Genomic DNA, 13525 nt, shown 5'->3' with positions numbered 1-13525 from the left:
TCGACCTCCCCTCGATTCGCTCGACCCTCCTGCCAGGAGGGTTGCTTCGGAAACTGCACGACCTCTTCAGGGACGGTTTCATTGTTTGCGATGACGCCAGTGTGACCCTGAAACAGCAAATGTTTTAAAAATGGTGTAACAGTTCATCGGCAGCTCCCAATGTGGGGTGATTGAAACCAGAGTTCACTCCCCCAGCCCACCGGGTGATTCACCATGCCGCGCCGACGAAACCAGTTCCTCCACACGCTCAAACGGCTTCGAAAGCCAAAACACCAACGCAAAACCCGCCGGCGACGGAAACTTTCCTTGGAAGCCTTGGCTGCGCGAACCCTGATGGCTGCTGATCTGGGCCTGGTCGATGAGGGTCTAGAGGGCGCGTATTTTTCGGAGCTTCAGAGTCAGCTGAACGCTGACATCCTGAGTGTCCGAGCGCCCTTGATCGGCGATGTGCTCGGTGTCGCCGACGGCGATTCCTCGGAACTCCGATCGCAATTCGTTTCCGATCTGGGGAATCAACTGCAGGAACTATCGCTCGATGGTGGCGTCTCCGTCGCCGAGGTGCGATCGCAACTGATCGCCACGCTGGGGATCACGGAGGCGGAGATCCAGATCACAGGCCAGGATGGCGACAGCGACATCCGCTTTGAGATTCAGTTATCGGGGGCTCAACAAGTCTCCGCCGGCGTCGACCTGGATCTGGTCGGAGCGGCCCCCGAAATCGAGCTGCTTCTGGGTAATGAGAACGCGGTCGATGTGGACCTGCAGTGGCATTACGATCTGGCCTTCGGTGTGCGTGAAGGCCTGTCGGGGGAAAGTGAGTTTTATTTCGACACGTCGGCCGAAGACGAACTCTCGGTCGCCTACTCGGCGAGTGTCCGCAGTGACTTTGACGAGGGCATGGGGCGCGTCGGAGTGTTTGTGGCTGAAATCAGCGCAGGCGAGGACGCGGTTGCCGGCCAGGACGTCCCCGACTTCGCGGGAACGTACGAAATCGACATCGCCGATGGAGAGGATCATCCCTCGGTATCCGGAACCTTGCTGGGCTCGGGCGAAGTCAACCTTGCGATTGACGCCTCATTCTTCCCGAGTTTTCTGCCCGAAGGATCCAACGGGCTGGTCAATCTCGGCGTCACGGCAGACGGACGCGTCGAATATGACACGCAACTTCAGTTCACCGGGAATGGCGAGGTCGACGCGACGGGCAACGGAGTCACCGTCGCTTTTGACAACGTCAGTCTCGACTTGGGAAAGCTTTACACCGATTTTGTCGACCCCGTGATTTCGAACCTGCAGGAGAGCTTGAAACCGATCAAACCGGTCATCGACTTCCTCACCGAACCCGTCCCGATCATCAGCGATCTGTTTGAACTCGGCGGTGCCGGTCCGGTGACGGCGCTGACACTCGGTGGTGCGTCCGCGGCCCAGATCCGAGCCATCAACGTCGTCGATGCGATCCTCGACTACCGTGGATTGACGGGCGCCGACGAATCGACAAACGAATCGCTTTTTAGCTTCGAAATCTCGAAAGAACAATTTGATCCCGCGATTGAATTGGAGATTGACGACGAGGTTGCCGACAATCTGACGGATCTGGCCAACGGTGATCTGAAACTCGAGTTGGCCGAGAAACACACCGACCCCGAGAAGCACGATGATTGGCAGCAAAGCCTCGATTGGAATGCCGAATTCGATGGCAGTATCGATCTGCCGTTCTTGACTGACTTTGAGACGTTGGCGGGATTCCTGTTGGGTGACGCATCGATCGATAACGGTGCAAGTGATCAGCCGGAGGTGATCTTGGATGCTTGGGTGAAAGGCGGGGTGACGGCGGGCATCGACCTGGTCATCTTACAATTCGCGGTCGGAGGAAACCTGGAGTTTGGCGGCAGCGTCACGCTGGATCTGAATGACCTGCCCGACCCGGACGTCGATCCATCGCTGTGGGTTAACGGCCAACCACTCTGGGCGAACGCTGACACGCCGGAGGACTGGAACTATGACGGACGGGTCAGGGTTCCCGAGCTGACAACCATCGTTGATGCCGACCCCGGCGCGTTGTTCAACGTCGATGGCAGTTTGCACTTTGGTCTCAACGCGACACTTGAAGTGACGGTACTTGGGATCCCCATCATCGACGAGGAATGGGAACTGTTCCGGACAACGCTGGTCGATGGTAGCATCAGCCAGGCCGATGACGCGGAAATCATTCGAGGAATCAACCCACCACAATTGGGTGTTCTCAGCGACGGCGTGCTCACGCTGTTCGCGGGCGAGACCGCCGACCTGCGATCCAACGCCGAACCGAACGTCACCGACGAAACGTTTACCGTTCAGTCGCTCGGTGAATCAAGACTCGGCGGCGAAGTCTTGTTGGTCACTTTCGAATCAGCGTCCGAAGCGAAGTACGTGCGGCTCTTTGACGGCGTCACCAAAGTCGTCGGCGATACCGGGAGCGGCAACGACACCATTGACGTCACCCGATTGCCCCACAACGGCACGCTTGTCGGCGGCAGCGGTGATGACAAGGTCGTCCTGACGCAAGCCAATGTCGATGTCCTGTTGACGAACACTCAACTGCGGGCCGGCGTCAGCCACTCCTTGTCCTCCATTGAACGTGCCGAAATCGAAGGCGACGCAACGGACAACGTGCTCGACGCACGCGACTTCTCTGGTTCGGTGGAACGGAGGGGACTCGGCGGAGATGACACACTTTGGGCCGCCGGAGGCGATGACATCATCGACGGCGGTGACGGCATCGATACGTTGAGCGGCGGTCAAGACGGCTTGAGAGACTATCTCAACGGAGGAAGCGGAACGGACTCGGTCACTCAGTACCGACACCATTACTGGGTCACGACCTGGTGGATCTTCGGCTACTGGACCTACAAAGACCAAGAAACGCTGATTTCGACGGAAAGGGTGACCTACGTCAATTGGTAGCGTGCGATCGGAATGTGATGCCTCTCGGTCGCCAGGGCGAGACCGCTCAACGTCATCGATCGCTCAAGCCTTGTTCCCAGGCTCCGTCTGGGAACACCTTGTCTTGGAGGCTCTGCCTGGGCTGTGCGGAATTGATTGTCGCGGCCAGTTCGAATCTTAGTCAGAAACCGTTCCGCAGCATTTGCCCAAAGGGCATCAACAACATAGCCTGGGGTCAGGGAACGAGCGCAGCGGAGTGACCGCCACCCCAGGGAAAGAAAGCCAAACCCGCTCCCTCCCCCTTTCGATCGGCCGGCGGCTCTGCCGCCGGCCGATCGAAAGGGGGAGGGTTTTCGGTGGATCGTGGACCTGGGGTTACGCCCGGATTCGCTGGGGCTCATCCGGTCTCACCCCAGGCTATGTTGTTGATCGCCTTTGGCGAACCGAGCCAAGTGATCCTTGATCCACCACGGAACAATAGCGACCAAAGTCTCGTCCGGCACAACGCATGAAAGAGCGCACACTCCGCGCAGCCCAGGCAGAGCCCTACGCCGTGAACGACTTTTTAGCAGCAGGGCGCGAGCCCTCCGGTCTTTCAGGGTGTTTTTGAAGCGCAACCGGACGCCGCGCGAAACGGCCAATGCCGTAGAAGGCACCCGTAAATGGGCAGTGGTTTCGGCGATCGGGCGAACCTCCCGCCGCAAATGTTGGTCATGACAACCGGTTCGCTATAATGGCTGCTGCGGGGGGATGCGAAGATGGTTGAGGCCGGCCAGCGCCTGCTTGCGTTCGAAATACTCGGCACCTTGGGTGCCGGAGCGATGGGCGAGGTCTATCTCGCCCACGATACCACTCTGGATCGTCAAGTGGCGATCAAGGTGCTGTCGGTCGATGTGGCTGATAACGCGTCGATCGGCCAGCGTTTCAAACGCGAAGCGCAAACGTTAGCCGCGCTCAATCATCCTTGCGTGGCCCAGATTTATGGTTACCACCAGACCGACGAGCTGTGCTTTTTGTCGCTCGAGTACGTCGACGGCAAGGACCTGTCGGAGCATCTGGCCGACGGCCCGATGTCGGTCGAGGACACGATTCGATTCGCCGAGCGAATCTGTGAAGGGCTTGGTGCGGCCCATGCCAAGGGAATCATTCATCGCGACCTGAAGCCGGGCAACATCCGCATCGGACCGGACGGCAGCGTCAAGATTCTGGATTTTGGTCTGGCGCGGTTTGTAACGTCGACGGAACCGGAACCGTTCACCGCGACGTCGTCCAAGACGACGTGTCTTCCACTGACGGTTCACGGAGCGATCCTGGGGACACCGGCCTACATGAGTCCCGAACAGGCCCAGGGATTGCCGATCGATCGTCGCACGGACATCTGGTCGCTGGGCTGTGTGCTGTACGAATGCCTTGCCGGCAAGCCCGTCTTCGATGGCCGGTCGCTGCCGCAAGTGATGGCTGCCGTGCTCCAGCGCGAACCGGACTGGCAGGCACTTCCGGAGACGACGCCGGAGCCGCTGCGTGCACTGCTGAAGCGGTGTTTGCAAAAAGACCGCGAGCATCGGTTTGACAATATCGCGGAAATTCGTGCGCGAATCTTGCGGCTGGATGACGGCGCAGCGTCCGCGGGTTCCACCGCCGTCGCGCTGGCTCAGCAATCGGTGAGCCGTCGTGATTGGCCGACCGCCTACGACATCCTTCGTCAAGCCGATCAGCGAGGCGAGTTGTGCCCGGAAGGGTTGGAGATGCTCGGCGAGTGTGCTCGGTGGACCGGCCGGTTTGACGAAATCGTCGACCCGATCGAACGGGCGCATGAAGCCTACGTCGCTCGGGCCGACCAACGAGGTGCGGTGCGTACTGCGTTGGAGTTGTCCCACGCCAATGACGACGCCGGCCGGACGTCCTTGGCGACGGCGTGGTTGGGACGTGCCGACGAATTGGTCGCGAAGTTGCCCGAGGGGCCGGAACACGCTTGGCATGCGTGGTTCCACAATCGATGCTGCATGGCGGAGGGGAATCTGGATGGACAGGAACGCCAAGCTCGTCGCGCCCTCCAGCTTGCACGTCGTTATGAAGAACGCAACGTCGAAGCACTTGCGCTGGTTGACCTCAGCCACGTCGCCACGACGCGGGGCGAGAGTCAAGCGACGCTGGACCTGATTCAGCGCGCGACATCGATGGCGTTGGGTGGCGAAATTGATCTTTTCGCGACCGGCATGGTGTTCTGTAACACGATCTGGGCGTGCCGCTGTCGCGGCGAATGGCAGCGGGCGCAAGAATGGACCGAATCGGCAACACGTTGGGTCAATCGCCAGCAGATCGAGTATTTCCCCGGCATGTGCCGTGTTCACCGCAGCGAGGTGCTGCGAGTCCGTGGCGATCTGGTTGCGGCCGAACGCGAAAGTGAAGCCGCGACGCGGCAGGTTTCGCAAGCTCTACCTGCTTACGCCGTCTTTCCGTGGAGCGAACTCGGCGAAGTGCGTCGTCGCCGCGGCAATTTCGCTGCAGCGATGACCGCGTTTCAGCAAGCCATTTCACTCGGTTGGGACCCACAACCCGGGCTGGCGTTGTTGCTGATGCAACGCGGCGACGCGGCGTCGGCGCATCGCTCGATCGAACGCACCTTTCGCGAGCCGCGCCCCACCATGGTGTGCGAAGATCGAGTCAATCTGCTTGTCGCACGTGCCACGATCGCCGTCGCGGTCGACGAACTGGCGATTGCGGAATCGGCAATCGCCGAACTGGCGGGGATGGCGGATCGCAACAACACCCCGTGGGACAACGCCGCCGCCGCACACACACGCGGGCTGTTGGATCTGGCCAGCGGAGGATTCGGCCAGGCCGTCGAGCAGCTGACCCGGGCGCGACGGTGGTGGATCGAACTCAATACGCCCTACGAACTGGCCAACACCTGTGTGCTGTTGGCCAAGGCACTCCATGCCGATGGCGATCCCACACGGGCCAAGATCGAATTGGCCGCCGCCCGCGATGGGTTTGCCCGCATCGGGGCGGAATTCGATCGAGATCAAGCGCAGGCCTTGTTGGACAAGTTCGACGGCCGGGCGTTGCGACTCGATCGTCCTGGATCAACGCCAACGCCGCACCAAGCCCTGATGTCGCGGCGGGGCGACACCTGGATGTTCAAGTTCAACGGCCGGCAATTGCAGTTGCGCAACACCCGTGGATTGGAACATCTGTCCAAACTGCTGCGGCAGCCCGGCGTCGATTGTTGGGCCGTCGATCTGGCCGGTTCCGGTGGAGCCTTCGACCGCGGCGACGCCGGCGAGATGTTGGACGCCAGCGCCCGCGAGGCTTACCGCCGCCGCGCCGAAGAACTGCAATCCGAACTGGCGGACCTGGACCCGACGTCGGATCCGGTCAACACCGAACGCATTCGTACGGAATTGGACGCCATCGCCCAGACGCTCGCGGCCGCCGTCGGACTCGGCGGCCGGCCCCGCCGCGCCGGCAGCGCGATCGAACGGGCCCGTCAAAGCGTGACCAAGGGCATCCGAGGTGCCATCCGCAAGGTCACGGATGCGGACGCCGAACTCGGGCGCTACCTCGAAGCCACGATCAAGACCGGAACGGCGTGTCGCTTCGAGGCCCAACTGCGTGAAGCCGTCGACTGGGTCGTCGAGGATCCAAGTTCCGAATGAGCCTCACCGTGGGGGCTACTTCGCGGAGTTCACCGGGGCCTGGTCCAGAATCACCGCCCCCGGCTCACAGTAGCAGGACGAAGTCGGCTCGACATCCGCACGGAACCAGGCCCTGGAACGCTGCCGAACGAGCTGATCAAGGCCTTCCGTTTTTCGCTGCGCTCGCCGTGCTTTCTCAAGCCCCAACAACGACCAGCCGTTCCCCGGATTGCGCTGCAAATCCGTTTCGTAGACCGATTCGGCGCGGGCGTAGTTGCCCGACGCCATCAGCAGTGCCCCGAGTGCATGTCGCACCGGCTGCAGCCAACTCGGTGGTTCGTCATACAGCAGTCGGTCTTCCAATTCAGCCGCATCTTGCAGCACGTCGAACGCCTCGTCATGATCGCCTTTGCGAAAGGCCAGCTCGCCGTGCATCATCTTGCGCGCCAACGGGAACACCGCATGGGCAGGGTTGAATCCGATTTTCCAATCGGTCGGAACGGTCGCCGCGATTTTGTTGAACGCTTTGATCTCCTGCTCGGCTTCATCGATTCGTCCCAGCGCGGAATACGCAATGCTGCGGGCGTAACGTCTCATCGCCCGGCTGACCGGTCGCTCGGCCGGGTAGTCGTCCAGCTCGAGAATTTCCTGCCAGCGGCCGAAACGAACCAGGACATGTGGCAGGGCGGCCGCCCATCCGTCGGCGACTTGCGGGTAGCGTTGCATGAAGGTCTTTGGCACGTGCGTCTCGATCTCCCGCGCCGCCTGAATCGATTGTTCATAGCGGCCTTCCATCATCGCCGCGTACGCGAGAAAGTGCAGGTTGTGGGAAATGTACAGCCCGTAATAATCTTGCTCGGCGGCCGAGGCAAGATAGCGTCGATCGGCTGCGACCGCTCGAACGTTCGCATCGGCCGCGTCCGAATACCGCCCCACCCGGCCGTAGATATGGGACGGCATGTGAGTCAGGTGACTGGAGCCGGGAACCAAAAACGCCAGCCGATCGGCAGCCTCCACGGCACGCTCGGGTGATTTCGATGCCTCGAGCGCGTGAATGTAGTAATGCAGCGCGCCAGGATGGTCGGGATCCAACTCCATCACCGTCTCGAGCACCTGGACGATTTCGGTGGCACGTCCTTTGGGTTCTCCATCTTCGGTCCAATAATCCCAGGGCTGCAAATTCATCAAGGCTTCGGCATACAGCGTGCCCACGTCGGCATCCTCGGGGAACTGCTGCCAGACCTGCTGCATGGCGTCGGCATACCTCTGTTCGAGTTCTGCCGGATCCTCGGGGGCTGGCCAGATGTATCGTAACGCGACCGCCTCGACGAGCGCTTTCTCAACCGGTGACGCATGGTCCAGTCGCTCCAGCGCGGCGTTTCGAGCTTCCCATGCGGTCCGCGATTCCTGTTCGGTCATCGTCGGGTCATTGATGTTGATGCCGCTGGCATAAGCAATGCCCCACCAGGGAAGCACGCATTGCGGGTCAAGCCGAGCGGCTTCCCGAAAACACCGAATCGCTTCGTCGTCATTGAAACCGTACAGCCACTGCATCCCCTGATTGATGTACTTTTGCGCAGGGGGCGACGTCGTCCTGACCTCTCGCGAGTAGTTCTCGAATCCGTCATAGAGAATCGCCGGCGTGGTGTTGGGTGCCGGTGACTCAGACGCCCCGTCCGGAGAACCACGGGTGATCACGTCGTGGGTGTCACAGCCACTGGGCACAATGAATGCGAGCGATGCCAGAGCCGCATTCAAGCAGTTTCTTATCTTCTGCATGGGAGTCTCCTGTTCAATGGAACGGCGAAACGGGCCGATACACGTGGTTCCGTGATTGGCCCGGCCAGCTAAGGGGCGTGAATTCCGTTGTCACAGTGTGAATCTGGCGTTCTCATCGGATCATTAGACACCCACACGTGATACGACGCCTTCAGGTGAACTAAAATCTGCTTCCTCTCCGACCACTCGCTCCCACGGACACGAACATGATGCTCCGACCACTCCTTTGTTGTTTCGCCCTTTGCGCCGTCGTGCCAAACGTCGTGGCAGGCGAAATCTCGATCGGCAACGAATCGGGAACCCAGGTTTTCACGCTGCGTCAGGGAACAACGGTGGTCAAGTTTGCTCCCGGCGCAGGCGCCAACGCTTACTCGATACGTGTCGATGACGTCGAGTACCTGCGACAACCGGATTCGCTGGACAAGCTGCCCGGGGTCGGCTTCGGAAATCCCATTCTGTATCCGACTCCGAACCGAGTGAAAAATGCCGCGTTCGAATTCGACGGCCAAGCGGTTCGTTTCCAGCCCAATGCGGGTGGCAACTTCATTCATGGGCTGGTCAATCGCCATGCGTGGCAATTCGTTCGATCCCGTTCCGATTCAAAGCATGCGGCGATCACCTGCGTCGCCGATTTTCGTGACGGCACCGCGTTGCATTCGCGGTTCCCGTTTCCCCACGAGCTTTACTTGACCGTGACGGTCAGCGACGGCGCGGTCCGCTGGACGTATGAGGTTGACAACACCGCCGGCACGGCCGCGGTGCCTTTCGGATTTGCTCTGCATCCGTACTTCGTTTACCAGGGCCGGCGCGCGGACACGTACTTAAAGATCCCTGCGACACATTGGATGGAATCGGAAAAGCAACTGCCGTCGGGAAAACTGGTTGCCAAGGACCAGTTGGGTTTTCCGCTCGGCGAGTTCATGTCGCTCAAGGGGACGACGTTTGATGACGTGTTCTGGGGTATGAAACCGGATCAGCCCACCGTGATCGAGTACCGCGACGTGAATCGTATGATCACCATTGCCGCCTCCGAAGCATTCACGCACCTGGTCGTTTGGACTCCGGACCGACCGTATTTCGGCGTGGAAAGTCAGACCTGCAGCACGGACGCCCACAACCTGCACGCCGCGGGCAAGACCAGCGAAGCGCACCTGCAGATCTGCCAACCCGGCCAAACCCTCAGCGGTTGGGTCGAGTACCAATTCAAAAAGGTGTCCGACACCTTTTTGGCAGAATAGGTAGTTTGAAATCCAGAAAAGGTGTCCGACACCTTTTTGGCAGGAGAGGGGGTTTGGCAGGTTCGGTTGGTCCGTCGAGATGGATTAGAATCCGGTCATGTTTCATCCGTACCCGCCCCCGGTAGCTTTTATGTTTCGAACACTCCGCCTGATGATGGTTGTCTCGATGGCTAGCTCGTTGATCGGCTCGCCGACGGCCCGTCCCGTTCACGCCGAAACCGCAGGTGCGAAGCGTTGGGCGATTGTGATCCATGGCGGTGCGGGCGGAGACCCGTCGAAGTGGAGTGATGAAAAACGCAACGCACGCCGGGACGGATTGGAGGCGGCGCTGAAAATCGGACGCGACTTGCTCGCCGCAGGCGGATCGTCACTCGATGCGGTGGAAGCGGTGATCCGGTCGCTGGAAGACAACGCCAATTTCAACGCCGGCCGGGGCGCGGTGCTGACCCAAGCGGGAAACGCGGAGCTGGATGCATCGATCATGGACGGGCGGAATCGTGCCTGCGGTGCGGTCGCCGGCGTGACAACCGTCAAGAACCCGATCTCGACGGCGCGATTGGTCATGACCGACACCAAACATGTGTTGCTGGCCGGCCGCGGCGCCGATGCCTTCGCGGCTGCCCAGAAGGTCCCCTTGGTCGACCCGAAGTATTTTTTGAGCCACCGTCGGCCGACGCCGCCGCGATCGGATGCACCCGGGCATCCACACCTGGGTACCGTGGGCTGCGTCGCGCTCGATTTCGAGGGGAACCTGGCCGCGGGAACCAGCACCGGTGGCACGGCGAAGAAACTGCCCGGCCGTGTCGGCGATTCGCCGATCGTGGGCGCGGGCACGTTCGCTGACAATGCGTCCTGTGCCGTTTCCGGGACCGGCGTCGGCGAGGAGTACATTCGCAACGCCGTGGCCTATGACATCGCCGCGCAGATGCTGTATGCCGGACGGTCGCTGGAAACCGCCGTCACGGAGATCATGACCGAACGACTCCAACCGGGGATCGGCGGTCTGATCGGTGTCTCCCACGACGGCCAAATCGTGATGCAGCACAACACACCGGGGATGAGCTGCGCCGCGGCCGACAGCGGCGGTCGATTCGAAACCCATCTGGCGCGCGACAACGGCGGCCGCGTTCCAGCCGACGCTGCGAAGCCGATCGACGCTGCGAAGCCGATCGACGCCGTGAAGCCGATCGACGCCGTGAAGTCATCCGACGTCGACGAGGCCGAGATTCGTCGACTGATCGACCGGCAAGCCGACGCCTGGAACGCCGGCGACCTCGATCGCTTCATGGACGTTTATTGGAACGACGAAGCGTTGACGTTTTCCTCCGGTGGCAACGTCACACGCGGTTGGGCGGCAACCCTCCAACGCTACAAACGACGTTATCCCGACAAAGCGACGATGGGAAACGTCGCGTTCTCGGACCTTGAGTTTCAGCGTCTGGGCGACGACGCCTTTCAAGTATTGGGCGTTTGGCAACTGACACGCGACGCCACTCCGATCGGCGGTCGTTTCACCCTGGTGTTTCGCCGATTCGACGAAGGCTGGCGAATCGTGCACGACCACACTTCGGTGCGTGACGCGCCCTGAGCGCCCCAATCTTTTGACCAATCTATCTTTTGACCAATCAATCGTCCTCTTGACTGGGTCGAAAGGCGGCGATGACTTCGTCTTGAACGTTGGGCGGTGCCGGTTCTTCGTGGCTGTGCTCGACGGAGAACGCTCCGGCGCCGCCGGCGATGCTTTTTAATTGGTTCGAGTAAGCCTGCAATTCGCTTAGCGGCGCGATGGCCTTGATCACACAACTGTCCTCCTGCATTTGTGTGTCGGTGACACGGGCGCGGCGCACGGACAAGTCACTGGTGACATCGCCGAGGAATTGGCCGGGCACGTGGACTTCCACATTGCCGTAGGGTTCCAACAGGACCGGCTTGGCTTTCAAGACGGCATCGATGAACGCCTTTCTTCCCGCGGTCATGAAGGCGATCTCTTTGCTGTCGACCTCGTGGTGTTTGCCATCGTAGACTTCGACACGGACGCCCGTCATCGGGTATCCGGCGACGGCACCGTCGTCGAGCACTTGTCGGATTCCTTTTTCGATCGACGACATGAACTGTTTCGGGATCGAACCGCCGACGGTCTTGTTTTCGAACTCAAACCCCGTGGGGTGACCGTCCGGCAGGGGCGCGACGCGCAAATAGACTTCGCCGAACTGCCCCGCCCCTCCGGTTTGCTTTTTATGACGATAGTGCCCCTCGGCGGAAAGCGTGATGGTTTCTTTGTACGCGACCTTGGGCTCCGACGTTTCCAGATCAATTCCGTACTGGTTCGAGAGTTTCTCGAGCGTGATCCGGAGATGCAGCTCTCCGAGTCCGCGCAACACCGTCTGCTTGGTCGCGGGGACACGCTCCAGCACCAGACAGGGATCTTCGTCCTGCAGCTTGTGCATCGCGGCGGAAAACCTGGTTTCGTCGGCGTGGCTTTTCAGTTCCACCGCCAATCCGTACATCGGCTTGGGCAGCTCCAGCGGCAACAACAGTGGCGGATCTTCGGGAGTCGCGCCGTCATGCAGGACACCGTCGAAATGAATCTCATCGATTTTTGAAATCGCACCGATCTCACCGGGCCCGATCGCCTCGGTTTCCTTGTGGTCTTTTCCTTGCAACCGCATCACGTGACTGATGCGAAGTGGTTTGCGGCCGTCATCGATGAACAGCTCCGACTTTTGCCGCACGATGCCCTGGTGAACGCGAAAGATGCCCAGCTTGCCGACGTGTTTGTCGGTGGCGACTTGGAACACGTGCGCGATCGTGGGCTTGCCCGCGTCGAATTCCGTTTTTAATGGTTGGCCGCCCTGGACAAAGGGACGTGGATTTCCCTCCAAGGGACTTGGCAACAACGAGGCGGTGACGTGGAGCAGGTGCTCGATCCCTGCACCGGCCTTGGCCGATGCATAAACGATCGGGACCAAATGCCCTTCACGAAGCGCGCATTCAAAGGCGTCGTGCAATCGGTTCGGGTCGAGTCGTTCGGCGCCGGCGTCAAGATACGTCTCGGTCAACTGCTCGTCGACCTCGACCACCTGTTCGACGATCTGGGTGTGGGCCGCTTCGGCCGAGCTGAACGCGGTCACATCGTGTGCATCGGTCTCGAACACTTCGACCACGCCCGACAAATCGGGTTTGGGCAGGTTGATCGGCAGACAGACGTTCCCGAAGACTGATCGAATCTGTTTCGTCAATTTCTCCAGATCGGCCTCCTGGGCGTCGATCTTGTTGACCAGAATCATTCGCGGCAGGTTGCGGTCGGTTGCCACGTTCATCAGCCGTCGCGTTTCACTTTCAATCCCTTTGACCGCATCGATCACAATGACGACCGTTTCAACGGCCGGGAAACAGGCGATCGCGTGGCCGATGAAATCCGACATCCCCGGCGTGTCGATCAAATTGACGCGGTGATGTTCATGATCAAAATGAACGATGCTGGGGGCGAGCGAATGTTGGTATTGATGTTCCTCTTCGGCGAAGTCGCTAACCGTGTTGCCTTCTTCAACCGTGCCGAGTCGACTGATTTCGCCGGCGGCAAACAACAGTCGTTCACAGAGTGTGGTCTTGCCAGATCCAGTCTGACCACAAAAGCAAAGGTTTCGAATCAGTTCTGGCTTGGGGACGGCCATCGAAGAGCTCCTTATCAAGTAGGGCCGCACAGGTTTGAACGTGCGCGCCGGGGGTCGACAATCTATCGCAAGCAATGGGATCACGCAGGCCCGTTTCGATCACTTCGACACCCGAGACGAAGTGTCGCTGCAACGCTGTGCGTCATGTGCACCAACACCGATTCCCAAGGCGTCTGAAGCGTGTGGATACGTCACGCCTTGTGCGATAACGCGCGCCTTTTGTTTTCAAGAGCAAAGGGCAGAACGTTTTTCGCGGCGGTCGAACCGTCTCCCTTGG

At 60.3% G+C, this 13525-nt stretch carries 6 protein-coding genes; 4 read left to right on the top strand and 2 right to left on the bottom strand.

The annotated features are described in order from the left end of the window. Positions 1-213: 213 nt before the first annotated feature. Both Enr13x_RS02795 and Enr13x_RS02790 read left to right on the top strand, forming a co-directional pair. A complete protein-coding gene (locus Enr13x_RS02795; RefSeq protein WP_145384588.1) occupies positions 214-2940 on the top strand; it encodes a hypothetical protein in 2727 nt (908 codons plus the stop codon). A 737-nt stretch (positions 2941-3677) separates the two neighbouring features. Further along, positions 3678-6578 carry a serine/threonine-protein kinase gene (locus Enr13x_RS02790; RefSeq protein WP_145384587.1) on the top strand — a complete coding sequence of 967 codons (2901 nt, stop codon included), beginning with the start codon at positions 3678-3680 and terminating at the stop codon, positions 6576-6578. Positions 6579-6593: 15 nt separating this feature from the next. Here the strand turns inward: Enr13x_RS02790 and Enr13x_RS02785 are convergent, their stop codons facing one another. Next, positions 6594-8336, bottom strand: coding sequence for a tetratricopeptide repeat protein (locus Enr13x_RS02785; RefSeq protein WP_145384586.1), 1743 nt, complete (start codon positions 8334-8336; stop codon positions 6594-6596). A gap of 206 nt (positions 8337-8542) precedes the next feature. On the opposite strand from Enr13x_RS02785, the gene Enr13x_RS02780 reads away from it, so the two are divergent. Next, a complete protein-coding gene (locus tag Enr13x_RS02780; RefSeq protein ID WP_145384585.1) occupies positions 8543-9574 on the top strand; it encodes an aldose 1-epimerase in 1032 nt (343 codons plus the stop codon). A gap of 130 nt (positions 9575-9704) precedes the next feature. Continuing rightward, positions 9705-11162 (top strand): isoaspartyl peptidase/L-asparaginase, encoded by a 1458-nt coding sequence (locus Enr13x_RS02775; protein ID WP_231744060.1) that lies wholly within the window; start codon positions 9705-9707, stop codon positions 11160-11162. A 37-nt stretch (positions 11163-11199) separates the two neighbouring features. Here Enr13x_RS02775 and fusA read toward each other — a convergent pair whose 3' ends face one another. Continuing rightward, on the bottom strand, positions 11200-13248 hold the full coding sequence (gene fusA, locus Enr13x_RS02770) for an elongation factor G (protein WP_145384584.1): 2049 nt from the start codon (positions 13246-13248) through the stop codon (positions 11200-11202). Between the last annotated feature and the right edge of the window lie 277 nt (positions 13249-13525).

This window comes from Stieleria neptunia (assembly GCF_007754155.1).
Lineage (GTDB): Bacteria > Planctomycetota > Planctomycetia > Pirellulales > Pirellulaceae > Stieleria > Stieleria neptunia.
The sequence above is the reverse complement of the archived record's forward strand: the minus strand, read 5'-3'. Positions and strand labels throughout refer to the sequence as shown.

Bases quoted from the DNA above. Each gene is read 5' to 3' on its own strand.
- fusA (WP_145384584.1), bottom strand. From the start codon at position 13,248: ATGGCCGTCCCCAAGCCAGAACTGATTCGAAACCTTTGCTTTTGTGGT.
- Enr13x_RS02785 (WP_145384586.1), bottom strand. From the start codon at position 8,336: ATGCAGAAGATAAGAAACTGCTTGAATGCGGCTCTGGCATCGCTCGCA.
- Enr13x_RS02790 (WP_145384587.1), top strand. From the start codon at position 3,678: ATGGTTGAGGCCGGCCAGCGCCTGCTTGCGTTCGAAATACTCGGCACC.
- Enr13x_RS02780 (WP_145384585.1), top strand. From the start codon at position 8,543: ATGATGCTCCGACCACTCCTTTGTTGTTTCGCCCTTTGCGCCGTCGTG.
- Enr13x_RS02775 (WP_231744060.1), top strand. From the start codon at position 9,705: ATGTTTCGAACACTCCGCCTGATGATGGTTGTCTCGATGGCTAGCTCG.
- Enr13x_RS02795 (WP_145384588.1), top strand. From the start codon at position 214: ATGCCGCGCCGACGAAACCAGTTCCTCCACACGCTCAAACGGCTTCGA.